The sequence below is a fragment of the Pedobacter sp. PACM 27299 genome, from assembly GCF_001412655.1.
Lineage (GTDB): Bacteria > Bacteroidota > Bacteroidia > Sphingobacteriales > Sphingobacteriaceae > Pedobacter.
Window position 1 is genome coordinate 1,500,959 of sequence record NZ_CP012996.1, and the last position, 23,500, is coordinate 1,524,458.

25 protein-coding genes, 2 tRNA genes and 1 pseudogene are annotated in these 23,500 nt (G+C 37.8%); 22 read left to right on the top strand and 6 right to left on the bottom strand.

What is annotated here, in order from left to right:
- Positions 1 to 157: 157 nt before the first annotated feature.
- Positions 158 to 442, top strand: a complete 285-nt coding sequence (locus AQ505_RS06395; protein ID WP_062547414.1) for a hypothetical protein — start codon at positions 158 to 160, stop codon at positions 440 to 442.
- The gene (locus AQ505_RS06400) at positions 427 to 981 is read left to right on the top strand and encodes an energy transducer TonB (RefSeq protein ID WP_062547415.1); all 555 of its coding nucleotides are present in this window, start codon (positions 427 to 429) and stop codon (positions 979 to 981) included. Before AQ505_RS06395 ends, AQ505_RS06400 begins: the two co-directional genes overlap by 16 nt.
- Before the next feature lie 66 nt (positions 982 to 1,047).
- Here AQ505_RS06400 and AQ505_RS27320 read toward each other — a convergent pair whose 3' ends face one another.
- Positions 1,048 to 1,398 (bottom strand): PepSY-associated TM helix domain-containing protein, encoded by a 351-nt coding sequence (locus AQ505_RS27320; protein ID WP_082461764.1) that lies wholly within the window; start codon positions 1,396 to 1,398, stop codon positions 1,048 to 1,050.
- Positions 1,399 to 1,410: 12 nt separating this feature from the next.
- On the bottom strand, positions 1,411 to 1,695 hold the full coding sequence (locus AQ505_RS06405; protein WP_231635028.1) for a PepSY-associated TM helix domain-containing protein: 285 nt from the start codon (positions 1,693 to 1,695) through the stop codon (positions 1,411 to 1,413).
- Positions 1,696 to 1,939: 244 nt separating this feature from the next.
- On the opposite strand from AQ505_RS06405, the gene AQ505_RS06410 reads away from it, so the two are divergent.
- The 4 genes and pseudogenes from AQ505_RS06410 to AQ505_RS06420 all read left to right on the top strand — a co-directional run bounded on the left by AQ505_RS06410 (position 1,940) and on the right by AQ505_RS06420 (position 4,545).
- Positions 1,940 to 2,959: an SDR family NAD(P)-dependent oxidoreductase gene (locus tag AQ505_RS06410; protein WP_062547417.1), complete on the top strand. Its 1,020-nt coding sequence runs from the start codon at positions 1,940 to 1,942 to the stop codon at positions 2,957 to 2,959.
- 3 nt (positions 2,960 to 2,962) lie between these two features.
- A complete protein-coding gene (locus tag AQ505_RS26590) occupies positions 2,963 to 3,106 on the top strand; it encodes an SDR family NAD(P)-dependent oxidoreductase (RefSeq protein ID WP_197286314.1) in 144 nt (47 codons plus the stop codon).
- A gap of 169 nt (positions 3,107 to 3,275) precedes the next feature.
- A pseudogene (locus AQ505_RS26595) lies at positions 3,276 to 3,766 on the top strand (SDR family oxidoreductase).
- Entirely contained in the window at positions 3,742 to 4,545 is an 804-nt protein-coding gene (locus AQ505_RS06420) for a helix-turn-helix domain-containing protein (RefSeq protein ID WP_062547418.1), read from the top strand. The pseudogene AQ505_RS26595 and the gene AQ505_RS06420 overlap by 25 nt, the downstream one beginning before the upstream one ends.
- Before the next feature lie 74 nt (positions 4,546 to 4,619).
- Here the strand turns inward: AQ505_RS06420 and AQ505_RS06425 are convergent.
- Positions 4,620 to 4,696 (bottom strand) — tRNA-His (locus AQ505_RS06425).
- A 176-nt stretch (positions 4,697 to 4,872) separates the two neighbouring features.
- On the opposite strand from AQ505_RS06425, the gene rnhA reads away from it, so the two are divergent.
- A complete protein-coding gene (gene rnhA, locus AQ505_RS06430) occupies positions 4,873 to 5,346 on the top strand; it encodes a ribonuclease HI (protein ID WP_062547419.1) in 474 nt (157 codons plus the stop codon).
- 17 nt (positions 5,347 to 5,363) lie between these two features.
- Here rnhA and fbp read toward each other — a convergent pair whose 3' ends face one another.
- The 3 genes from fbp to AQ505_RS06445 form a co-directional block, all read right to left on the bottom strand.
- Positions 5,364 to 6,419, bottom strand: coding sequence for a class 1 fructose-bisphosphatase (fbp, locus tag AQ505_RS06435; protein WP_062547420.1), 1,056 nt, complete (start codon positions 6,417 to 6,419; stop codon positions 5,364 to 5,366).
- Between the two features lie 22 nt (positions 6,420 to 6,441).
- Complete coding sequence (locus AQ505_RS06440; protein WP_062547421.1) at positions 6,442 to 6,933, bottom strand: metallophosphoesterase family protein; 492 nt, start codon at positions 6,931 to 6,933, stop codon at positions 6,442 to 6,444.
- A gap of 140 nt (positions 6,934 to 7,073) precedes the next feature.
- Complete coding sequence (locus AQ505_RS06445) at positions 7,074 to 7,727, bottom strand: tRNA1(Val) (adenine(37)-N6)-methyltransferase (RefSeq protein ID WP_231635029.1); 654 nt, start codon at positions 7,725 to 7,727, stop codon at positions 7,074 to 7,076.
- Between the two features lie 196 nt (positions 7,728 to 7,923).
- On the opposite strand from AQ505_RS06445, the gene AQ505_RS06450 reads away from it, so the two are divergent.
- The 15 genes from AQ505_RS06450 to AQ505_RS06520 all read left to right on the top strand — a co-directional run bounded on the left by AQ505_RS06450 (position 7,924) and on the right by AQ505_RS06520 (position 23,496).
- Positions 7,924 to 8,000: transfer RNA gene (locus tag AQ505_RS06450), tRNA-His, on the top strand.
- 310 nt (positions 8,001 to 8,310) lie between these two features.
- Positions 8,311 to 9,036, top strand: coding sequence for a LytR/AlgR family response regulator transcription factor (locus AQ505_RS06455; RefSeq protein WP_062547423.1), 726 nt, complete (start codon positions 8,311 to 8,313; stop codon positions 9,034 to 9,036).
- Positions 9,029 to 9,697 carry a hypothetical protein gene (locus AQ505_RS06460; protein WP_062547424.1) on the top strand — a complete coding sequence of 223 codons (669 nt, stop codon included), beginning with the start codon at positions 9,029 to 9,031 and terminating at the stop codon, positions 9,695 to 9,697. Before AQ505_RS06455 ends, AQ505_RS06460 begins: the two co-directional genes overlap by 8 nt.
- An 84-nt stretch (positions 9,698 to 9,781) precedes the next feature.
- The gene (locus AQ505_RS06465) at positions 9,782 to 10,942 is read left to right on the top strand and encodes a sensor histidine kinase (RefSeq protein WP_062547425.1); all 1,161 of its coding nucleotides are present in this window, start codon (positions 9,782 to 9,784) and stop codon (positions 10,940 to 10,942) included.
- Positions 10,943 to 11,103: 161 nt separating this feature from the next.
- A complete protein-coding gene (locus AQ505_RS06470) occupies positions 11,104 to 11,559 on the top strand; it encodes a hypothetical protein (RefSeq protein ID WP_157262219.1) in 456 nt (151 codons plus the stop codon).
- A 14-nt stretch (positions 11,560 to 11,573) separates the two neighbouring features.
- Entirely contained in the window at positions 11,574 to 12,272 is a 699-nt protein-coding gene (locus tag AQ505_RS06475; protein WP_062547427.1) for a hypothetical protein, read from the top strand.
- A 106-nt stretch (positions 12,273 to 12,378) separates the two neighbouring features.
- Positions 12,379 to 12,990, top strand: a complete 612-nt coding sequence (locus tag AQ505_RS06480) for a DUF1266 domain-containing protein (RefSeq protein WP_197286316.1) — start codon at positions 12,379 to 12,381, stop codon at positions 12,988 to 12,990.
- Between the two features lie 188 nt (positions 12,991 to 13,178).
- The gene (locus AQ505_RS06485) at positions 13,179 to 13,697 is read left to right on the top strand and encodes a hypothetical protein (RefSeq protein ID WP_157262221.1); all 519 of its coding nucleotides are present in this window, start codon (positions 13,179 to 13,181) and stop codon (positions 13,695 to 13,697) included.
- A 243-nt stretch (positions 13,698 to 13,940) separates the two neighbouring features.
- Entirely contained in the window at positions 13,941 to 15,170 is a 1,230-nt protein-coding gene (locus tag AQ505_RS06490) for a hypothetical protein (protein ID WP_062547430.1), read from the top strand.
- Positions 15,167 to 15,619 carry a hypothetical protein gene (locus AQ505_RS06495; RefSeq protein ID WP_062547431.1) on the top strand — a complete coding sequence of 151 codons (453 nt, stop codon included), beginning with the start codon at positions 15,167 to 15,169 and terminating at the stop codon, positions 15,617 to 15,619. The genes AQ505_RS06490 and AQ505_RS06495 overlap by 4 nt, the downstream gene beginning before the upstream one ends.
- A gap of 575 nt (positions 15,620 to 16,194) precedes the next feature.
- On the top strand, positions 16,195 to 17,256 hold the full coding sequence (locus tag AQ505_RS06500; protein WP_062547432.1) for a LacI family DNA-binding transcriptional regulator: 1,062 nt from the start codon (positions 16,195 to 16,197) through the stop codon (positions 17,254 to 17,256).
- A gap of 116 nt (positions 17,257 to 17,372) precedes the next feature.
- Entirely contained in the window at positions 17,373 to 18,659 is a 1,287-nt protein-coding gene (locus AQ505_RS06505) for a sugar MFS transporter (protein WP_062547433.1), read from the top strand.
- Positions 18,660 to 18,697: 38 nt separating this feature from the next.
- Positions 18,698 to 19,357 carry a carbohydrate-binding family 9-like protein gene (locus tag AQ505_RS06510; RefSeq protein ID WP_062547434.1) on the top strand — a complete coding sequence of 220 codons (660 nt, stop codon included), beginning with the start codon at positions 18,698 to 18,700 and terminating at the stop codon, positions 19,355 to 19,357.
- A 131-nt stretch (positions 19,358 to 19,488) separates the two neighbouring features.
- Complete coding sequence (locus AQ505_RS06515) at positions 19,489 to 20,268, top strand: glycoside hydrolase family 16 protein (RefSeq protein WP_062547435.1); 780 nt, start codon at positions 19,489 to 19,491, stop codon at positions 20,266 to 20,268.
- 135 nt (positions 20,269 to 20,403) lie between these two features.
- A complete protein-coding gene (locus tag AQ505_RS06520) occupies positions 20,404 to 23,496 on the top strand; it encodes a SusC/RagA family TonB-linked outer membrane protein (RefSeq protein WP_082461436.1) in 3,093 nt (1,030 codons plus the stop codon).
- Positions 23,497 to 23,500 lie beyond the last annotated feature (4 nt).

Here is a 23,500-nt window from a genome sequence, read left to right on the forward strand (position 1 = left end):
TCGTTTTTTAGTGTTTTTAGAAAAATAGGCTCAAAAATGGCGCTGTTGTGCTTTCTCTTTGGGCTTTTTGTTGTTTTTGGCCTAAACTATTAAAAATGGGTATGGATTATGGAATACGAGGGATAATCCCATCATCAGATTGAAAAACCTTCTAATTATGCTAAACTCCTCTTCAAACCTGTACAAGTCCGAGTGGCTCGACCTTGTATTCAAAAACAGAAATCAAAATTATGGCGCTTTTGTATTGAGAGCAGAATCGTCAAAAATCCTTTTGCGTTCCCTTTTGATTGCAACACCCTTGTTTGTGATTCCTTTCTTGCTGACCATGATTAATCGTACGCCGGAAATAGAACAAAGAAAAGATACTGTAGTAGAGTTGAGACCACCAGCAGCACCACTGGTTCCTAAAAAGAAGAAAAAGCGCCAGTGCTGGAACCGGTAAAAGAAAAGCTAAAGACCTATAAGACGGTAGGCAGCCCAATTGTAGTAGAGACTCCGGTAGCTGAACCGCCTACCTTAAAAGAAATGGAACATGCAGTAGCAGGCCCGATCACACAGGCGGGCTTAGAAACCAATTTACAGGTGCTGCCAGAAACAGGTAAAGGTGGAAAGGGAGCTGGTGTCGAAGGATCTGGCGGTACAGCAGAAGTAGACAACCAGATTTATGATGCCAGAGGGATAGAAGTATATCCGGAGTTTGAAGGTGGAATGAAGGGTTGGGCAAGATTTCTTCAAAGAAACCTGAGGTATCCTAGCTTAGCGCAGGAAAATGAAGTCCAGGGTAGGGTGATGGTGAGTTTCGTGATCGAAAGAGATGGATCCATTTCAGATGTGAAACTAATCAGTGGTATTGGTTCAGGTTGTGATGAGGAAGCACTTCGCGTGATTCGTAAATCACCAAAATGGAAACCTGGGCAACAAAATGCGCAGCCGGTTAGGGTGAGGTATACGATGCCATTGGCTTTCGCATTGGCACAATAAATAAGATCAATCGCAGGCATCTGCTATATGTATATATAATACATATAGCAGATGTCATTGTAAGGCCTAATATTGTACTGAGAACTCTGGTTGCAGAATACGCTTTTTAGGGGATCTTTTCTTTTTCCCTTTTTTCAGCCAGATGATAAAACCAGTAATTGGTAAACTGGCAGAAATTAAGCTGGCTATAGTAGCTATAATCTTTCCGAATAAACCAAAAAACTGTCCGGTATGAATCTCATATATACTCGCCTCTATGGTATCTGCCCGGTTAAAATCTTTGTAAAGTTTGGAGCGGATGAGCTGCCCATTCTCGGAATTATAAAAAAAGGTATTTTGTTTTCTTGCCCAGTCTGAAGAATAATTTAATCGGAGCCTGATGCTTCCGTCTTTACGCGTGGATAAACTAGTTAGAATTGAGCCAGGAAATTAAACCATTGCTTTATGGTATATCTGCTGATGCCGTTCTGGAATTGTACCTTTGCCTGCTGCTGGTAATAAAGGCTGTGCTGCTTTTTTACCTTCCGTTAACTTGGACCCGCTTAAAAAGCTAACAGCCGTTTTTACCTCTTTAAAACCAAAATAGAGTCCTGATAAAGAGATCACCAGTAAAATCCCTGAACCATAAAAACCCAATACATTGTGCAGATCATAATTAATACGTTTAATAGCGCCTTTCCATTTAATCGTTAGCCCTTGTTTTAATAACCTCATCTGACCGGGAAACCATAAGATTAAACCGCTTATCAGCATCAGCACAAAAATCACCCAGTTTGTGGCTGAATTGATTGAAATCGGTGGATTTTCGAGAATTTTGGAGAAAACTAAGCAAATTAAAGCAAGTGAGAGATCCCAATACAAAATTGACACGCTAAACAAACAAAGTTGACACGTTAAACAAAACTAGCACTTTGCGAGCGTCATACATTTGTTCTATAACATTTAAACAAAAAACAAAATGGAAAAGAACAATTATCAAGGCGCATTACAACAGCCATTGGGTTCAGGTTTTAGTGCTACCTCTACAGCAACAGAAGTGATTAAGGATATTGACCTTACTGGTAAAATCGCAATTGTAACTGGTGGCAACGCTGGTATTGGTTTAGAAACCACGAAAATACTTGCGGCAGCAGGGGCAACTGTCATCGTACCTGCCAGGGATCTGGAAAAAGCTAAAAAGAACCTGAAAGGTATTCCAAGCGTAGAAATTGAAGCAATGGATCTCGCTAAGCCTGATACGATCGATGCATTTGCGGAAAAATTCATTGCATCCCACAGACCCCTCCACCTACTGATCAATAATGCCGGAATCATGTGGGTGCCTTTGCAAAGAGACAACCGTGGTATTGAATCACAACTATCGACCAATTATTTCGGACAGTTCCAATTGGTAGCGAGATTATGGACTGCTCTTAAAGAGGCAAACGGAGCACGCGTTATAAATGTTTCTTCTCTAGGACACCACATGGCAGCTTTCAATTTCGACGATCCGAACTTCGAGCACAGGGAATATCAGACACTACTCGGTTATGGACAGTCAAAAACAGCTAGTAACCTTTTTGCCCTTGAGCTAGATAACCGTGCAAAAGCACATCTGGTAAGAGCTTATTCTTTACATCCAGGATCAATTGCCGGAACAGAACTGGCCAGAGATGCAGATATGGAACTGTTCAAACAGATGGGATTTATTGACAAACATGGCAACATGCGCCCAGAAATACTAGCAAGCCTAAAAACAATCGCACAAGGTGCTGCAACTTCAATATGGGCTGCAACAAGCCCCTTACTAAACAACATAGGTGGCGTTTATTGCGAAGACGGAGATATTGCCGAGCTTTTTTCTGAACAACCGTTAGTTCAAACCAGCGCTAAACTACATCAAAGCGGAGTGATGCCTTATTCATTAGACGAAATCAACGCCAAAAGATTATGGACCCTAACAGAGCAAATGATAGGCGTTGAATTTAAAATAAGCTAGGTCATGAAAAATTTAAAAGGAAAAATAGCTCTAATTACGGGCGGTAAAAGCGGTATTGGATATGCCGCTGCAAAAGAGCTGAAAGTATGCGGTGCAGAGGTAATCATAACTGGACGAAAAAAGAAGCGGTTGAAAAGGCCTCACTAGAACTGGGTGTTATTGGGCTTATTGCTGATCCGTCAAGTTTAGTAGATATAGATTCGCTAACTGCAGAAGTTGCGAGATAATTCGGTAAAATTGATGTCCTGATGGTTAATGCAGGGTCACAAAATTATCCCTTATTGAGCAAATGCCCGAATCAATTTTCGATGAGGTGATGAACGTTAATTTCAAGGGTGCCTATTTTACCCTTAGCAAATTCTTTCCCTTGTTAAATGAAAATGCTTCAGTGATTTTACTGTCCTCTACCTCTGCACATATCTCTCCTCCGCAGGCTTCTATTTATGCGGCCAGCAAAGTAGCTTTGAATGCAGTCATGAAAATCGCAACACTAGAATTGGCAGACCGCAAGATCAGGGTAAATGCAGTTAGCCCAGAACCAGTATCAACTGAAATTATAGATAAAATTGGTTTAACCCAATCTTTGGAAGACCACATGATCAGTACCACTCCTTATCAAGGTTTGGAAAGGCAGAAGAAGTGGCCAAACTGATTGCCTTTCTTTCGAGTGAAGATTCTGCATTCATCACAGGTTCCGAATATATAATTGATGGCGGTCAGTGGTTTAACAATGCTGTGGTTTTCTTTAGCGAAATCCACCTAAAACCAATAACTTTAGCACAATGGAACATATATCCAAATACCTGACCAGAGACATTAAGCTTTCCAGCTATGAAGACAAGCTGTTCAAATCAGACCTGATGTTCCATGACCACATGCTGGTCTGGTTTATTTCGGGAGAAACAAAAATCATTCAGTCAAAATCTACCTTCACTTTTAAAACAGGTGATATTTTCCTTATTCCAAGGAATGAATTGGCAACGATTATCAACTATCCAAAAAATGGACTACCACATAAAACTGTAGTAATGCATTTATCAATTGAACGGCTCAAAAAATACTACGAAAAAATTGATTCCATAAAAAAAGGAAAGCCCGAGCAGCAGATCTACCGCTTCAGCAATCATCCACTTTTAGAAAGCTGTCTGGCTTCACTGATACCCTATTTTGATGTAGAAAGTGAATTTCCAGAAAGCCTAGCCACACTTAAAATCGAAGAGGCGATTCACATTCTGAGGTTGATTGATCCTGGTGTGGATAGCGTATTGGCCAACTTTGATGTTCCGGGAAAAATTGATCTGGTTGATTTTATGCAACGCAATTTTATGTTTAATATGTCCTTGAAAAAATTGGGTTACCTAACCGGTCGTAGCTTATCAACTTTTAACAGAGATTTCAAGAAATTGTTCGACACCTCTCCGCAAAAATGGCTAACCGAGAAAAGACTGGAACTAGCCTATTATCACCTTGCAGAGAAAAAGAAAAAACCGATCGAGGTTTACCTAGAAGTCGGTTTTGAAGACCTATCTCATTTTTCCTTTATTTTTAAAAAGAAATACGGAATTTCACCAAATCAAATCACATAAATTCAGTATATCTAACATCTAAGGTGGATAAATGTTAAACAAAAAAAGCAGTCTTTTCAGACTGCTTTCAAAACTGGGGTGGAATATGGGGCTCGAACCCACGACCCTCGGTACCACAAACCGATGCTCTAACCAACTGAGCTAAAACCACCATGTTTTTTCAACGTCACAAAAGTACGATTAATATTATTTAATGCAAATATTTTTGAAGTTTAACACGACCTTTTCTTTTAACCAATTCAATTTCAGCATATTTAATTTTCATATTAATATTTATTAGGAATCATAAATTGCATTTAAAGCTTAAAAACATAGATTTGTCCAGATATGATTGAGATTTTTACAGATGGTGCAGCAAGTGGAAACCCCGGACCAGGCGGTTATGGAGTGATTTTGCGCTCAGGAAAGCATTATAAGGAATTGAGTGGCGGCTTTCGCATGACTACTAATAACCGGATGGAATTATTGGCCGTGATTGAAGGTTTAGAGGCTATTAAAACTCCCGGACAGCAAGTAACCGTAGTCTCCGATTCCAAATATGTGGTAGATTCTGTAGAAAAGAAATGGGTATTTGGTTGGGTGAAGATAGGCTTCAAGGGCAAGAAGAATAAAGACCTCTGGAAGCGCTTCCTGGATGTCTATAAATTACATGATGTGAAATTCGTATGGATCAAAGGCCACAACGCCCATCCTGAGAATGAGCGTTGTGATCAATTGGCCGTGGCAGCAGGAAAAAACAAAGCTGCATTGGCTATAGATGTAGAGTTTGAAAAAGAGAGAAATAAAGAAACGTTATTGTAACGTTCCTTTATTTTTTATTAACCTACCTGTTTTAATTTTTGTGTAGCTGTGGCATTGACGTTCTTCTCCGCAGAAAATTCAGCCATCATTCCTTCTGCCATATTGACCATTTCTTTTGAGCCAATAAAAATAGAGCTGCGTTGATGTAATTCAGTAGGCTCGATATCGAGGATTCTGTTAAAGCCATCAGAAGCAACGCCGCCAGCTTGTTCTACAATGAAAGCCATCGGATTGCATTCATATAATAACCTTAATTTTCCATTTGGTGAGCTTGCAGTAGTAGGGTAGATGTAGATCCCGCCTTTAATCAGGTTTCTATGGATGTCACCAACCATAGAACCGATATATCTGGAGGTATAAGGCCTATTGGTTTCCTCATCATGAACCTGTACATATTTCAAGTATTTCTTTACACCTTCAGGGAAGTGCACATAGTTTCCTTCATTTAAAGAATAGATGTTTCCGCCATCAGGAATGGTCATGTTAGGATGGGATAAGCAGAATTCACCAATTGAAGGGTCAAGTGTGAAACCGTTTACGCCTTTTCCTGTGGTGTATACCAGCATGGTAGAAGAGCCATAAATTACATACCCTGCAGCTACTTGCTGTGTACCTTTTTGTAATACGTCTGCCAGGGTTGCTTCTCCTTCAACTGATTTCCGGCGGTAAATGGAGAAAATTGTTCCGACAGCCACATTACAATCAATGTTTGATGAGCCATCTAAAGGATCAATACATACGATGTATTTTGCATTTTTAGAGACAGGCGAATCTATGCGTACAAATTCATCTTCCTCTTCAGTAGCTACAATACAGCATTCACCGCCACTGGTTAATGCGCTGATAAATTGAATGTTGGCAAATACATCCAGCTTCTTTTGGCCTTCACCCTGAATGTTGACTGTTCCGGCATCTCCTAGGATATCTACTAAACCCGCCTTGTTGACCTCCCTGTTCACAATTTTAGCCGCGATTCCTATATCCCGAAGCAATCTGGAGAGTTCTCCTTTTGCGTATGAAAAATCAGCCTGTTTTTCAATGATAAATTGGCCTAGTGTTTTGATGCCTGACATATTACTTAGTGTATTTTATACGTTATCTACTTCCTATTTCTATGGCCTCTAAGGTATGGATTTTTTCGTCTGAAATACAAAATCTGATTAATGTTTTAACCTTGTGCCAGCCTGAATTTCCTGCTGCACCGGGATTTATATGGAGGCAATTGATTTTTGGATCGAACATTACTTTCAGGATATGAGAGTGTCCGGTGATGAATAACATAGGTGGCTTAGTGTATATTTCACGCTTTACATTTGGAGCGTATTTTCCTGGATATCCGCCGATATGGGTCATCCATACATCTACCTTTTCACAGTTAAATCTGAGGTGCTCTGGGTATTCTGCCCGAATTTCTTTCCCGTCAATATTCCCGTAAACCCCTTTAAGCGGTTTAAAGGCCGCAAGTTGCTCGGCTACGTCCGGACCAAAGTCGCCGGCATGCCAGATTTCATCGCATTCATCGAAGTGTTTGAAGACGGCATCATCAAGAAAACCGTGGGTATCGGAAAGAAGTCCTATTTTTTTCAAAGTATAGCTTTTATTGTCAATACAAAGCTATGTATATTGAAGAGTAGATCCACAAAAAAGGCTGGAAAGAATCTATAATAGAATCAGAGAAAAATAATAGAAGAATGCTAAAAAATGTTTGAAGAATGGAAGAGAAATCCTTAAAAGGCCAGAAAAAAATCTTTTAGCAATTCCTTATAAGCTGGAGTATGGATGCCTTTAGACTCGTAAATGTAAAAAATTTCCGAAGCTATAGCTGCTGTTTTTTGTTTTGATAAACAGATGATGTGACGGATCACTGGTCTGCTTTGATCAGAACAAATGGCAATGCGTCTTTGCAATGATAATTCGTATTTTGTTGCGCTTTCCACAAGTAGCTCTGCTTGCTTTACGGGTAAAATTAACCAGAAGGAACCTATATCACTCAGTATTTCGCTTACTTTTTGGACCAAGGATTCAAAGAATTCTTCATCTGCATGTCTTGCAATACCTTTTCTGATCTCCGGGTTTTTCAAATCATTCACAAAGAAAGGAGGGTTTGATACTACTAAGTCGTATTTACGTGTCGTTTGATAGTCGGCAATTGGGCTAAGGTGTGCTTTGCTGCGTGTGGCGAATTTTGAATTTTCAAAATTATTAATAGCAGCATTTGCTGCGGATTCATCAATTTCTACTGCATCAACCTGTGCTTCCGGGAAGCGTTGTGCCAACATCATGGCAATAACGCCTGTTCCTGTACCAATATCTAATATATATTCAGGTTGGTTCTGAACTGCCGTAGCACCCAATATTACCCCATCTGTATTGATTTTCATGGCACAGCCGGCTTGATTAACCTCAAATTCCTTAAATTTAAAAACACTGCCCATGATGGTAATCGATTGATATAAAAGTAACTATAAAACTAAAGAGGGGGATTGGAACGCGACAAAGATAAAAAAATACATTTATTTCATTGAAATATTGGGAAATCAAATTTTAATGCTACTTTTGTGGCCTTGAAAAAACATGGTGGTTTTAGCTCAGTTGGTTAGAGCATCGGTTTGTGGTACCGAGGGTCGTGGGTTCGAGCCCCATATTCCACCCCAAATGGGACGAAGTCTTTAAAAGAGACTTTCGTCCCATTTTTTTTGCTTGTAACTCTTTGTTTTTCTGTTAGATGAGTTCGGCTGCTAGATTCATTGAGGGTGTTCGATACGTCACCCCATCAAAGGTCGGTTTCTCTGGGTACAATATCGCTATTTAACAAAAGCTCCCATAGGGGACATAAAAAACGGCTCCGTCATTTTTACTGTCGTGATGGCTCACCTAAAACACATTCCTCTGTTACTAAAGTGATTAACAACAAAGCAGGTTAGCTTTGTATATAAATGCCTATTTTTATTTTTTTTGCACGAAATGGCTAAAATTTTTATCGTCGAAGACGAAGCAGAAATACGGGAAGAACTGATACAATTAGTTAGTGCGCGGACTCATGATGGTATCGTAGGGGCCTGCGGCTCGGTTAAAGAAGCATTGCTACTCATCCCATCTGCGGATCCGGATATTATATTGATGGATATAGAACTTTCTGATGGCCAGAGTTTTGAGATATTGGAGCGCCTTCCTTTAACACCTTTTTCAGTAATTTTTGTAACTGCCTATGAGCATTATGCGCTACGTGCCATCAAGGCGGGGACATTGGATTATCTATTGAAGCCCGTAAAGGAAAAGGAATTGTATGATGCCCTCGATAAAGCCAGCTTGCGACCTAATGTCTTGCATGCGGTACAAAAGGAAATCCTCTTCGATAAGCAATCGAAAATGTTGGTATTGAAAACCCTTAATGAAACGTATTTTGTACGCCATTCCGATATTCTATATTGTAAGGGAGATGGTGGCTATACTACCTTCTTTTTACTTGATGGCAGAGAAATTACAACAAGTACAACACTCAAAGAATATGAAACCTTGCTGCCGGAAGGTTTGTTTCTGAGAATTCATAAATCTTTTCTGATTTGTCTAAACTTAATTATTTCGTACCATCATGATGGCTTTGTTTTTTTACAAGGTGGTATACAAGTGCCTGTATCTACCCGTAAGAAAGATTTATTGATGCAAAAAATGACAATTAATAATGCATAATAAACCCTTGAAGATCTCCTACCTAATCTCTATTTGGCTAATCATTACCCTATTTACCAGCTGCGGGGGGCCTTCTTCTCCGCGAATAAATCAAGGTCAGTTACTGGATAGCTTATTTGAGCAGATAAAACTAAATAAACAACCTAAAAAAGCAATACCACAGCTACAACAATTAATAAAAGAAAATCAAACGGATAGCTCTATACTTAGTCGGGCTTATTTTTACCTCAGCTATTGCTTACTTAAAAATAAACAAGATTCTGCTTCGTTTGAAGTGGCCCAAAAAGCTTTAAATATATTGCCTTTGTCGGAAAAAAATGGAGCCCAGGCAGCTACCAATTTCTATTGGATGGGCTATCTTGAGCAAAAAAAAGCGCAATATTATGCAGCAACTTACTACTACACACAAGCCGCATATCTTATTGATGCAGGCAATTTGAAGCTCAGTTTTCCAAAATCTTCCGGTTTTATTTTATTATGGGCATCACAACTAAACAGTTTCAATAACAGATTGGATTTATCTAATAGATTTGCCAGGAAAATACTCTTTCTTTTGAAAAAAGATACCAGTATGTTGGCAAAAGACTTGTCTATATCCGCGAATTTATTGCTTTCATTAGGGTATTTAGATAAGAAAGGACTGGCTAATGACTCCGTTTGATTATATTTAAATCAGGCTACAGAAATAAAAAAGAAAACCAAACTTGCCCGTATAGATTACAATTATTATATATCAAAAGCAAAAATGTTTTACGAGGGTAAAGAATTAGATTCTGCCCTTTACTATCAATTAAAAGCCTATAAAGCAGATACCTCCAATGCTTTTATGGCCTACAACAATCTATTGGGCATTTATGTAAACAAGCATCAATTGTCAAAAGCACGTGTGGCAGAGCGTGAAGTTACCAAGCGGTTAAGCCAATTTGATGCAGATGATTACCTGATGTATCTGGAAAATAAGATCGCGTTTGCTATCGTTCGTGGCGATAATAAAAAGGCACAATCGTCATTTGAAGAGTATGTTCAAAAAAAGAAAGAGAGAGAAGAAAATGAAAACCGAAAAGCAGCAAACGAAATATCTTCGCTCTATAAAACAGTGCAAAAAGACCAACAAATTGGTGCATTAAACAAAAATATAGATAAGATAACGGGACAATTGGAGTTGAACAGGCTCTGGTTGGCGGTGATTATCCTTTTTTCGGGATTGCTATTTGCGATGATATTATTACTGGTTTTAGACCGAAGGAGAAAAGAACTCATTACCGAAAATAAGCAGGTTTCAGATCTCAATATCAAACTTGAATTGGAACAAAGGTTGTTGCGGAGCCAAATGGACCCTCATTTTATTTTCAATTGCTTAGCGAGTATTCGTGCTTTGGTTCGGCAAGAGAAAACTCAGGAAACACTCACTTACCTGGATCATTTTTCCGTTTTGATGCGAGAGAAACTAACGGCAGGTAAACAACGAAATATTGACTTGAAATCTGAAGTCGAATTTCTGGAAAACTATTTAAAGCTGCAGCAAATTAGGATACCAGGCAAATTCGACTATGTATTTGAATTGGACAATGAGGTTGCCAATATGTTTGATGAAATAGAGATTCCGGCAATGTTACTTCAGCCATTTATAGAGAATTCTATTTTACATGGATTTAAAAACATCAGTTATAAAGGTCATATACACGTATCAATGGCCATTAATAATGAGATTTTAAAGATCATCATTAACGACAATGGAGTTGGTCTCGATACCACTGAAAAGCCGACCCATACTTCGCGTGCCACCCAAATTGTAACAGAACGAATTCAGTATTTACAAACTGAAGGTTTAGGAGAGGCTAGCCTGTCGATGAATTCCCAGGTGGATGCTCCTGGTACAATTGTCACTTTACGGATTCCGGTTTAAGTGTAGCGCTTGTTAACTGAAAGCCGGCACTTCTTTATCGACTTATCCACCTTAGATTTTATTTCTTTTATTTGTTTTTTAAGTAATTTTTTGACTTAAAATGATCTGCTGCGCTTATAGATTTCCAGCAATCCCAATGCCATTTGAAACAAAAAATAGATATGATGAAAACAATTATTTTAACTGCATTTATTACGTTTGCAAGCCTAAGTTTAGTATCTGCAAAAGCAAAAATCCCTATTTGTCTTCCCTGCGAATCCATCGAAACTGTGCAGGAATTACCTACAGATTCTGAAATTCAAAAATTGGCCGGACAAAAAGTAAACCTATCTTATGCTAATAAAGAATATGGCATTTTTGGGATGTCTATTTGGAACACTAATGGAAGATTTGTATTGAGTGACATTTCAAATAATATGTATTTTGAAATTGATCCCCAAGCAGCTAAAATATTAAAAGAGAAACATGATTTTGATGCGGAAACTGCAGAAAATCCTTTGTCTTTTTGGAAAAAAGTAGGAGGAAAACTTGTTTTCTTAGTTATAATAGCATTACTAATTTGGGGAAGTATTCCTTCAAAAAATAAAACTAAAGACGTAGAACCAACTAATATTTAAAATAAGCATCTTTTATGAATCCAATATTCTTAATTCCTGCAGTATTAGTAATTGCCGGTATGTGTTTTATGATCTACATGAACAAAAAACACCAATCAGCAAAATCACAAATAGACTTAGATTTTGAAAGAAATAAATATGATGTTTACAAACAAGAGGTTTTAGCACAAAATTTCCCGCAAATAAAGCAATGGATGAAAGGAAAATCAATAGATGCCTATACCTCTGCATCTGTACCTCAATCTACAGCAAATAAAGTTCAGGGTGTTATAAGTGATGGCATAAACAACGTAGCCCTCTCTGCAATTGGTGTAAAACTTAGACGAATAGAAACCGAATGCTTTTGGGTGTTAAGTGGCAGCGATTTACATTTTTTTAGCACCAATACTGTTGGCGAATTAGATGAACATGTGGTTTTTGACAATTTCAGAATGGAAGAAGCAACGCTTCGGTATGGAGGTATATTAAAATCACAGTTAGGTGTTTACTCAAAGTCTTCGGAAGAGTATTTACCAAAAACACATATTATCACATTTAACATCGATGGTACTCTTTTGTCACTTGAAATTCATGACAGACTAAATTATGTACCAGACCCAACCGATATTTTAAACATGAACAAACAGTTAATGACAAGAGTTAAATATCAAATAGTGGGTGAAAAATTTGTGAAAATATTGCAAGACAAGTTCCCAAACCTCCAGGTAGCATAATTGTATGAGCATATTTTCGAAATTTATTAACGCCTTTAAGAATCTAAGACTAAACGATAAAAATGTAGTAATTGGCCTGCAATTAGATCATCTACTAATTAGTTCAATGTATGCAGAACAACAAGCTGCCTATCTTAACTCTTATGAAACGGGGCTTGATAAAGGCACATTGAAAACAATTCTAGAGGATTATTGGGAGATCTTTGACAAAGATGATGCAATTGAAGTTCTTTCAGATCTGCAAAACAGAAATCAAGACGAGTATTTAGATATTGTGTATAATGCCTTCGAGGATAGGGAAAATTATGTAGCTATATTAAAATCTAATCTACCGGATGAAGAAGACGTTTTTAAACACTATGTGGAAATATATCGAAAATTAAGCAATGTTGTACCTGAGCTTGTAGAACAGAATGTATTTCAGGATTTCTCAGCTATTAAGAATATAAGAGATACTGCCTGGAATTATGGAAGAGGTGCATTTTTATCACGCTGTTGTTATGAAGCAGGCTATATTTCTGAAGTAGAATTGATTGAATACTTACAGAGATCACATACAGGGCTAAGAAACTATTGCAGAACCTGGAAAGAATACACAACCAGTTATATTTTCGGAAGAGCAATTTGGGGTGGTTCAAACAACGATGGAATGATACAGATTGCAGACGATCTGCTGAATAGTGAAAAAAGCCCATTGAAAAACAAAATCTATTTGTAAAAAAATGCCGGTCAGCCGCTACAATTTGGTAATAATGGAGTTTGACCGGCAATAGGCGGTATTAATAATCTGAATGAATCTCTTTTTCGTACTTCGATTGCCGGTTCAGAATGTATAGTTCCCAAGCGATTAATCTTCAACAGAAAAAAATCACATTAGATCACAATGGGCTAAAAATGAAATTCAATATGAAATTTAGACTTTTAATTTCGTCTTTAGTGATCCTTGGTTGTGAAACAAAAAAAATGGAAGCAGTAAATGAAAAGTTTTCTATTGGTAACATCAACAATTACAATGAAAATGACACTGCATTTGTAAGTTTGAAACGGAATATAGAAACCGATGAAATCGAATGCGGAGAAAATAATTGTTTGATAAATATTGAATTTACAGAAAATATTCCCAAAATAAGTATTGACCAAAGTTTGGGGGTTTTTATTTCTAAAACGGGAGATTTAAATGAGGATAAAGCAAATGAAATAATCATTTTTTCTCGAACCAATGAAGGTTACTGGCATAATATTTCAGTCTGGTCGTTTAAAGGCAGTAAGTGGAATGAAATTGCAAAAACTAGAGCATTTATATCAGAAAATCTAGACTTTGAAAATAGGATAACTAAAGAAGACGGCAACTATTATTTAATTGGAGAAAACCAATGGGAGGAAGATAAAAACGGAGATTTTAAAAAAATAAAGGTCAAAATATAAAATCCACATCGCTACGCTGCGGAGGGTTAGCGGTAAGTTTGACTGGCCGACTGCAAGCGACAGAAATAAATATTAGCTTAAAATAAAAAATTAGTGGAGCTTGGGATACGGAATATTTGACGACGACACAGAAAAAGTTATCAGTCACAATTCTGAACTAAATGAATGTTGGACAGACAATGAAGATCTTTACCCCAAATGGAAAAGAAATATTGAAAAATTAATAGAACGACTGAAATAGAAATGAGTAGAAAAAACCAAATTTCAAAACATTTTGGAAAATCAGTTTTAATTGCCTTTAGTCTAGCTTCAGTTTATGCCATAATTGCACCTGTTTTAATAAAGGGAATGTATGCTGAACTTTTTCATTTTTCCGTTGCAGTTGGTCTATTTTTAGGAAGCATTATTTTTTATTTCATTTTTATATTTTTCAAATCTATACAAAAACTACCATGGCTTTTTGGTGGTATTGCTGTTTATATTTCTATTGTAGTTATAGCCAATACTGATGTTGATATTTATTTCAGAAACTTGTTTAACAATAGTCATTTACCTCAGCAATATAGTGAATATCAAGACCTAAAACAGCCTGTATTACAGTTTAAAAACAAGGAAATGAAACTTGTAATTGATGGCAGTATTGATTTGGAACACTATTTAACCACAAAAAATCACTTAATAGTAGTTGAGGTTAAACATGAAAGAACAGGTACTGAGGCTATACAACAAAAAGACTATTCTAAATTTGATAGTCTAGGCAATTTCATGGCTAAATACAAGCCAACTCATTCCAACGAAATTTTGTTTGAAGGTTATCTGATCAATGTAGATGAGAACTACTACAGAACCTGGCCTTTAGATGGTGATACTTCGAAAATAAAAATCGAAACGCAGAACGCAGATTTTAGTTTCGATGCGAACAAACAAGCTGATTTTATTGCAAACTTTGAGAAAAGGGCTACTTTTCTATTTTCAAAACAATGTTGGACAGTTGACCAGCCATCCAAGAAATTTATAAAAACAATATTTAGGGAAAACGATAAATGGATTGCGTTTTATAATGATACAAAAGCCAATCGGACTATTAAAAGTAGAGGTACGGTTTATAATGATCTATTCAGATATTATTCAACAGAAGATTATAAATTGGTTCCATATGATAATGAAAACATTCAATACCAATATTTTCAAGAAATAAAGTTGAAGCGCAGTGATTCTGGCACGGAAAATTGGGATGGTTACTTGTATACCAATGTCATTGTTAACAAAGACACTTTGAAAATCAAGGAAGCTTTAAAATTGGGGATGGAATGGGAAATCAACCAATCAAAAATTAAGGAGAAAGTTGTTGGAGGTCTGTCCAAAAAAAGCCAGGGAGAATATTCACGTTATCTTTTTTATAGTAACCCCAAACTTGAATATCAATTATTTACAAACCATCTCGGCAAACTGTATATCATCAAAAATAAATGAAAAACTCACAAAAAAGCAAAAAACTAGTTGCATACTATTTTTTATTCATCATCTTTTTAAATTCTTGCTCTTCGAGATACGTTAAATTGGTAAGTCCTGATACAAAAACAGAATTTGGAATAACACTAACAACACCTTCTCAAGGAATATTTTTTGTGGAAAATGAAAAAGTTGCTGCCTCAAAAAATAAAATTAAAATCCATACCAAAACCGCTAACTCAATTTACAACTATTATGGACCAGCAACAGACAAAAGGTTTGTAGGAAGAACAAATGCCCGACAATTAAAATTTAATGTCAAAGACAAAACATATCTAATAGATATTACAAAATTTAAAAAAAGAACTGCTATGGTTTTGTTTAACGGAGAAAACAAGCCCATCATTAGGTATAACGCAAAAAAATACAATGCTGTAGTTGAAGATTATTTTGTTGCACAATACAAATAATATGCTTAACACTAACAAGGGTTCCTGCTTAATTTAAAAGTGGTTTTTGACTTGCAAAGTCAGTATTTAGCTGAAAGTGTATGCTTCGAAACCAGTTTTTTCAACAAGCTACCACAACCGTAGGCGGTAATTTTAGACAGATCAAAACCATATGAAAATAACAGACAAGCTGACGTCGTTGTTCATACAAGGCATCTACAATATGGTTTCATAAAAACGAACGACATGTTTTTTATCACTACTAGAGATTATGAACTTCTCAAGTAGTGATGAATTTTGGCTGATGTTAATATCATTTATGTGGACGGGAATTAGCTGTTTTTAGCCCTTTTCCAAGTTCATCTATTTTTCTTTTCAAATTGCCCAACCGCTTCAAATCAGCAATAAACTGAGAATTAATCCGTACCACAAGCGACCCCAAGTTTTGAGAAACAGACTGAAAAGTCTGCTTTTTTTTTGTCCAATGTTTTTTTCTACAACCAAAAATCAGACTTGACTATTCTTTAGCTGCCAATACCAAGCTATTTGAACTTTTGAGAATATAATCTGTTATCTTTAGATAATTTTTTAAGTATATGTCAGCAAAAGATATTGAATTAACAGGGGTAAAGGAAATCGCAAGAAGAGCAAATGTTTCTATAGGGACAGTAGATCGTGTGATCCATGACCGCAAGGGAGTATCACAAAATACTAAGGATAAGGTTAACGCAATTATTAAAGAGCTCGACTATCAGCCTAACATTTTGGCAAGAAGGCTAGCTTCTAAAAAACAGGTTGTTTTTGCTGTGCTGATTCCAAAGATTTCACAGGAAACAAATTATTGGGAGGCCCCACTGCTGGGTATTGACCAGGCAGGAGCGGAGATCAGTCCCTACGGAATTACCTTACAGAAATATTTATTCGATGTGAATGATAAAAACTCTTTCCTGGAGCAGATCAAGCTGATCGATCTTTCCATGGTACAGGGGGTACTTTTGGCACCAAGTTTTATTGAAGAGTCGGAACGTTTCGTGAAAAAGCTTGAAACAAGAAAAATACCATATGTATTTATCAACTCGGATATACAGGGACACGACAGCTTAAGTTATTTCGGTCCGGATCTTTATCAGAGTGGTTACCTATCTGCCCACCTGATGAAATACCTTGTTAAAAAAGATGACGAGATCCTAATCGTTAACATCTCACAGGAAATAGATAACCAGCATCACTTGTTGCGTAAAGAGCAAGGTTTTAGAAATTATTTTGCGGATAAAAAGCTAAAAAATGCAATCCTAAAGATTGATATCAAACAGACAGACTATACCTATATCAGCAAATCACTGGAAGATGTCTTAAAAAAACATAACATCGTAGCTGTTTTCGTCACCAATTCGAGGGTCTCCACTGTAGCTAAGTATTTATCAAAGACTGGAGATCAGCATAGAATTTTAATCGGATTTGATTATACCAAAGAAAACCTGACTTTCCTTAAAGAAGGTGATATTGATTTTCTGATCTGTCAGAAACCTAGGGAGCAGGGATATAAAGGGCTGATGGCATTATATCAATTTGTGGTACATGCTAAAATTGGAGAAAAAAACAATTTTATGCCAATAGATATTATCACGACCGAGAACTGCGATTTTTACCTGAATTAAAGCCTTCATATCATTCCTATTCCTATCAAAAACAAAGTAACATTCTTCAGCTTATTTGGAATTCACAATAATGTTTTGTTTATTCGTGTACGTTAACGTTAAGCACGGTAAACTATATGGACAAGAAGACTTATCATAAATCTTTATATATCATCGCGGTACTTTTCTTTGTCTTTGGTTTCGTGACCTGGATAAATGCAATGCTGATCCCGTACTTCAAAATCTGCTGTGAGCTCAACAATCTCGAGTCTTATTTTGTAGCTTTTGCTTTTTATATTTCTTATTTATTCATCTCCTTTCCCGCTTCCTTACTGCTCAAGAAATATGGCTTTAAGAACGGTATGATGATCGGTTTTTTTGTGATGGCTGTTGGTGCATTTATGTTTGTGCCAGCTGCACTATTGCGTAATTACCTATTATTTTTAGTCGGTCTGTTTACGCTAGGAGCCGGGCTGGCTGTTTTACAAACAGCAGCAAATCCTTATGTCACTATATTAGGTCCAAAAAACAGCGCAGCAATGAGGTTCAGTATGATGGGAATCTGTAATAAGTTTGCAGGGATTCTCGCTCCCTTGCTTTTTGCTGCGGTGGTACTCCAATCTTCGGATCAGGTATTATTTGAACAAATCAAGTCATTAGGAGCAGCTGAAAGGGCACCGATTCTGGATGAATTAATCAGAAGAGTGATTGTTCCTTATTTATGCGTAGGTGGAATCCTGGTTTTACTAGGTTTTCTGGTTCGTTTTTCTTCTCTGCCAGAGATTAATACGGAGCAGGAAGATGAGCTGACCGCAGCAACGAATAAAGGGAAGCGCAACATCTTTCAATTTCCACACCTCGTTTTAGGTGCAATTGCCATATTTGTTCATGTAGGGTCACAAGTAATCGCGGTGGATACCATTATCGGATATGCCCATTCCATGGATATTTCTCTTTTAGAAGCAAAGGTATTTCCTTCTTACACACTTGCCGCAACAATTGTCGGTTATCTCCTGGGCATCTCGCTGATTCCAAAATACCTTTCTCAGATTTTCGCACTGCGTGCATGTATCATTTTCGGGGTCATATTTACTTTATGCATCGTTTTTAGCAATGGCAGCGTGACGATATTAGGCCATAAGGCCGATATATCTATATGGTTCATTGTATTGCTGGGTTTTGCAAACTCTATGATATGGGCTGGAATCTGGCCATTGTCTATGGATCGACTAGGGCGTTTTATAAAAATCGGCGCTGCAATTCTGATCATGGGACTTTCCGGAAATGCAGTGATGCCACTATTATATGGCCACCTGGCCGATATTTATGGCTTACAGAATGCCTATTTAGTGCTTTTACCATGTTATGTCTACCTGCTATTTTATGCTTACAAAGGGTACAAACTCGAGCGCTGGGTTAGTTAATGTTAAATCACCTTTATTATTCTGCATAAAATTTCAAAATGAACTTAAACATCTTTTATCTCCATGAAGATTCCAATGTCTCTCCTGAACAGCTTTCAGAAAAACTAGCTGCCTTTCCCAAACATCAATTGAGCAATGATTCCTGGCCGGATATCGCTACAATTTGTACAGCCGACTTTACCATTGCCTACAGGAAGCAAGAGATTCTGTTAAAATTCAGGGTATACAATGATTATTTCCGCTCGATAAAAAGACCGATTAATACGGAAGTACACTTCGATAATTGTGTCGAATTCTTTGTTGCTTTTGATCAGTCTGATCAATATTATAATATTGAATTTAATTGTCTGGGGATTGGGAAGATGGCTTATGGCAGCCAAAAGGACAAAAGAACCTTATTGCAGGAATCTGTCGTACAAAAAATTCATACCTGGACAAAATCAAATACCAAGGGAGCAGTGTTTAACTGGGAGATGATGATGAGTATACCTGCAGAGGTGTTTGTCTTCCATCAAATTCAAAGCTTTGAAGGCCTTATTGCTAAAGCCAACTTTTATAAATGCGGAGATGGATTGCCAGACCCTCATTTCTTGTGCTGGAATAAGATTGTCTCTTCAGTACCTGATTTTCATAGTCCGGACTATTTTGGGGCTATCCAGTTTATGTCTGCGCAAGCGGAACCGGGTAGTTCTAAATGATCATAAGTATATTTTTTTAAATAAATTCGTGTACGTACCCGTTTATTTAATATATTAGCATTTAGATAGTTGTATTTGTTGCTCGACTGGATTTCTATCTGTCATTTACTAACCAAAACTAACCAAACAAGATGAAGAAATTTTTACTTTTACTGCCATTGATCTGGACTTGTAAGCAAGATGTGGCTGCTTTCAGCAAAGAGAAAGTACCAGACAGTGCTGTTGTATCGACATCCATACCCGCTGCAGCTACAACTTTAAAATTTGCTGGATACACCTGGATTATTAAAACCGGAACTGGTTTGGGACCCGGACCTAATTCCTGGGGCGAACGAAATGCCTGGGTAGATGCAGCAGGATTACTTCACCTTAAACTTTCTTATGATAAGGCGACGTTAAAATGGTTGTGTGCAGGGATTACCTCGAAGGAAAATTTTGGACATGGTACTTACCAATGGCAGATTCAGGGACCAGCCAGTACTTTAGATAAAAATGTGGTAGCAGGGCTTTTTCATTATGCTGGTCCTGATGGATTTAACGAACTGGACATTGAATTTGCACGTTGGGGAGAAGCAGCTAAACCTAACGTAAATTATAGCGTTTACCCAGCAGCCGGAAGTAAGGGAAAGCAGCAGCGGATCACTACAGAGTGGAAGCAATCTGGTGGTACAGCAAGTACACACCGCTATACCTGGACTAATGAATCGGTTGTAGTTAAAAGTATGAACGGCTTCTATAATGATGATACAAATATGTTCTTTACACATACTTTTTTGCCTCCTTTAGCGGTCATACCAACAGATAAAATGCCAGTAAAAATGAATCTCTGGTGTTTCCGCGGTATGCCTCCTAGCGATGGAAAGGAAGTAGAGCTGGTCATCAGAAGCTTTAAATTTACTCCAGCTCCATAATAAAAAAATTTGACTTTTAATCGTGTACGTAAACGTTTTATTGTCCTTAGTTTAGTAATTTACAACACCTAGTAGGAGAGGGCAGAACTGTTACCGTTGATGCCGATCTAATCTATCAACCAAATAAAACCGCTAATGAAAAAGATATACTTAATGGCCATGATGGTCGCATTTTCCATGCTCAGTGCCTTTGCCCAGGTCAACCCCGATAAAGGGACAGGATTTACTTTAACCGGGCAGGTAACTGATGCAAAAACGAATGAGAGCCTGATAGGTGTTTCAATTCGTGTGCAGGGAACAGATAAAGGTACTGCAACAGATAAGAATGGTAAGTTTAGTCTGGGTGTAAATCCTGGGGCAGTTATTTTGGTCAGCTATATTGGTTACCAGAATCAGACTGTTAACGTCGGAGATCGTAAAACCTTGGATATCAAACTTGCGGAAAGCGGAAAGCAGCTTTCTGAAGTCACGATTAATGTGGGCTACGGTACTCAAAAGGTGAAAGAAGTAACTGGCGCTGTCGGTTCAATTTCAGCTAAGCAGATGGATAACCATGCGCTGGGGGATGTGAATTCCAGTCTTCAGGGAAAAATTGCCGGACTTCAGATTACGAGCAATTCCGGAGAACCAGGTGCTGGTGCCACAGTTAGAATTCGTGGTGCGTCTTCAGTCAATGGAAGCAGTCAGCCACTATATATTGTAGATGGTGTTCCTATCAACGCTGATACTTATGGTGGTGGATTGGTAGATGATGCCTCTACTTTCAGTCCTTTGGCAGACTTGAATCCCCAGGATATAGAATCGGTAGAAGTATTGAAAGATGGAACCGCATCTATATATGGTTCCAGAGCATCTAACGGTGTAATTATCATCACTACTAAAAGTGGAAAAAATGCGAAGAAGCCAGAAATACAGTTCTCCGCTAATGGAAGTATTGCTGACATCACCAGGAAAATTGGCGTGCTGAATGCCCCGCAATTCAGAAGCGCATTTATAGACGCGATATATAATTTCACAGGAGCACAGACCACTAAAGTTTCGGTGATAGATTCCCTGCATCCCTATTATAATAAGTCTAACAATTGGCAGGATCTGATGTATCGTACCGCGTATCAGTATAAAGCTGATGTGAGTGTCAAAGGCGCTTCTAAGGATAATAATATGAATTATTTTGTGAGCGCGGGCTATAAAGATATAGATCCTATTATCATCAATACTAAATTTAAACAAGCTTACGGTTCTGCAAAGGTATATTATACAGTGAATAAGACCATTTCTGGAAATACGAACTTCAATGTATCTACTAATGATTACAATAGAATCCTCAGCGGACTAAGCAACCAAAGCGCGATTTATCAGGCTTTAAGTACCATGCCTGTTTATTCACCTTACGATCCCATCACAGGACAGCTGATTCCGCTTTTAGAGGGAAGTAAGCCCAATCCGATTGCCATCTCTGAGCTGGCAGCCAATAAAATCAATAGGTGGAGGATGTTTGGAAATCAGGACCTGAGGTTTAAAATTATAAAAGGCCTGGAATTCAAAACTACTTTAGGCTTTGACTATTCGAATACAGAGGAAACAAATTTCACGCCCCAAACACTATTGCCGCAAGGTCAGATCAGTTCCTCTTACCTGACTACAGGGAAAAACTATTCTTTAATTAATGAGAATACATTAAACTACAGGACTACTCTGTCTAAAGACCATAACCTTACTTTTCTGCTTGGACAGTCCTATCAGAAATTCACCGACAATACGGTCAATGTGATTGGCAGGGGCCTGATTGATGCCACCATTACCTCTATCAATGGTACCTCTGTGGTTTCACTTTACAATCAGAACATCGAAGAACATAGCTTGCTTTCTTACTTTACCAGGGCAAACTATGATTACAAAGGAAAGTATCTTTTCTCTGCGGTGATGAGAGCAGATGGTTCTTCAAGGTTTGGAGCGGATAATAGATTTGGATATTTCCCTTCATTTTCTGCCGGATGGAGATTATCGGAGGAAGATTGGTTTAAAAAAATCAGCTTTGTTTCAGATGCAAAGATCCGGGGAAGCTATGGTGTAACAGGTAACCAATCGATTGGGAACTATGCATGGCAGGGATCACTTACTAGTGTGGGTACTTATTTAGGAAATGTAGCCATCGTTTCGAATGGAGTTCCAAACGCATCCTTAAAATGGGAAACGACGAAACAATCAAACTTAGGTGTTGATCTTTCCTTTCTGAATGATAGAATTCGCTTCACTGCGGATGCATATCTGAAAAAGACAACAGGGCTGTTATTTGATGTTGCCGTTCCAGGGACGACAGGGTATTCGACTGTTCCTGCCAACTTTGGCAGTTTAGAAAATAAAGGACTGGAATTTACACTTTCAACAGTTAATATAGATAAGGAGTTCAAATGGAACTCCACATTCACCTTCTCGTTAAACAGAAATAAGGTACTTTCTCTTCCTGGCAATCAGGATTATCGCCCAAACATTTATAATATGGCCAGAGTTGGCGAAGCTGCAGGTGTGTTTTATGGACTTAAAGCGAAGGGCGTATACGCTTATGATACAGATAATGTTTACAAGCGAGATGCGGGAGGAGCAGTGGTTCCTTACCGTCAGGGATCTGCAAATGGATCGATCTATAAAGGTGGCGATGTCATTTGGGAGGATGTAAATGGCGATGGTATCATCAACGATTCCGATTTACAGGTAATTGGAGATCCAAATCCTGATTTTACAGGAGGTTTCCAAAATGAATTCAGCTACAAAAACTTTACGCTTTCTACATTAATCACCTACAGTTTTGGGAACGACGTGTTTAATGAGGTAAAAAGAAATCTGGACGCTACCCCTTATGATCAGAATTTTACTACAGATCAGCTGAGAAGATGGAGAAAACCAGGGGATGTAACTGATGTTCCAAGATTGGTGAAAACTGATCCAATGCTGAACAATGCCATCTCCAGTAGATTTGTAGAAGATGGTTCCTTTATCAGGATTCAAAATGTTGCACTGAATTATAGAATTCCAGCAAAAACTTTAAGCAGGTTAAAAGTAAGCAATGCTACAATAGGCTTCTCAGTAGTTAACCTGTTCACATTTGGTTCCTACACGGGTTATGATCCCGAAGTCAGCTCCTCAACCAATGCATTGGCGGTTGGTATAGACCGGGGATCTTTCCCAAGAACCAGAACCTATAATTTATCATTGAACTTTAGTCTTTAATATT

Bases quoted from the DNA above. Each gene is read 5' to 3' on its own strand.
- AQ505_RS06395 (WP_062547414.1), top strand. From the start codon at position 158: ATGCTAAACTCCTCTTCAAACCTGTACAAGTCCGAGTGGCTCGACCTT.
- AQ505_RS06405 (WP_231635028.1), bottom strand. From the start codon at position 1,695: ATGAGGTTATTAAAACAAGGGCTAACGATTAAATGGAAAGGCGCTATT.
- AQ505_RS06410 (WP_062547417.1), top strand. From the start codon at position 1,940: ATGGAAAAGAACAATTATCAAGGCGCATTACAACAGCCATTGGGTTCA.
- AQ505_RS26590 (WP_197286314.1), top strand. From the start codon at position 2,963: ATGAAAAATTTAAAAGGAAAAATAGCTCTAATTACGGGCGGTAAAAGC.
- AQ505_RS06420 (WP_062547418.1), top strand. From the start codon at position 3,742: ATGGAACATATATCCAAATACCTGACCAGAGACATTAAGCTTTCCAGC.
- rnhA (WP_062547419.1), top strand. From the start codon at position 4,873: ATGATTGAGATTTTTACAGATGGTGCAGCAAGTGGAAACCCCGGACCA.
- fbp (WP_062547420.1), bottom strand. From the start codon at position 6,419: ATGTCAGGCATCAAAACACTAGGCCAATTTATCATTGAAAAACAGGCT.
- AQ505_RS06445 (WP_231635029.1), bottom strand. From the start codon at position 7,727: ATGAAAATCAATACAGATGGGGTAATATTGGGTGCTACGGCAGTTCAG.
- AQ505_RS06455 (WP_062547423.1), top strand. From the start codon at position 8,311: ATGGCTAAAATTTTTATCGTCGAAGACGAAGCAGAAATACGGGAAGAA.
- AQ505_RS06460 (WP_062547424.1), top strand. From the start codon at position 9,029: ATGCATAATAAACCCTTGAAGATCTCCTACCTAATCTCTATTTGGCTA.
- AQ505_RS06465 (WP_062547425.1), top strand. From the start codon at position 9,782: ATGTTTTACGAGGGTAAAGAATTAGATTCTGCCCTTTACTATCAATTA.
- AQ505_RS06470 (WP_157262219.1), top strand. From the start codon at position 11,104: ATGATGAAAACAATTATTTTAACTGCATTTATTACGTTTGCAAGCCTA.
- AQ505_RS06475 (WP_062547427.1), top strand. From the start codon at position 11,574: ATGAATCCAATATTCTTAATTCCTGCAGTATTAGTAATTGCCGGTATG.
- AQ505_RS06480 (WP_197286316.1), top strand. From the start codon at position 12,379: ATGTATGCAGAACAACAAGCTGCCTATCTTAACTCTTATGAAACGGGG.
- AQ505_RS06485 (WP_157262221.1), top strand. From the start codon at position 13,179: ATGAAATTTAGACTTTTAATTTCGTCTTTAGTGATCCTTGGTTGTGAA.
- AQ505_RS06490 (WP_062547430.1), top strand. From the start codon at position 13,941: ATGAGTAGAAAAAACCAAATTTCAAAACATTTTGGAAAATCAGTTTTA.
- AQ505_RS06495 (WP_062547431.1), top strand. From the start codon at position 15,167: ATGAAAAACTCACAAAAAAGCAAAAAACTAGTTGCATACTATTTTTTA.
- AQ505_RS06500 (WP_062547432.1), top strand. From the start codon at position 16,195: ATGTCAGCAAAAGATATTGAATTAACAGGGGTAAAGGAAATCGCAAGA.
- AQ505_RS06505 (WP_062547433.1), top strand. From the start codon at position 17,373: ATGGACAAGAAGACTTATCATAAATCTTTATATATCATCGCGGTACTT.
- AQ505_RS06510 (WP_062547434.1), top strand. From the start codon at position 18,698: ATGAACTTAAACATCTTTTATCTCCATGAAGATTCCAATGTCTCTCCT.
- AQ505_RS06515 (WP_062547435.1), top strand. From the start codon at position 19,489: ATGAAGAAATTTTTACTTTTACTGCCATTGATCTGGACTTGTAAGCAA.
- AQ505_RS06520 (WP_082461436.1), top strand. From the start codon at position 20,404: ATGAAAAAGATATACTTAATGGCCATGATGGTCGCATTTTCCATGCTC.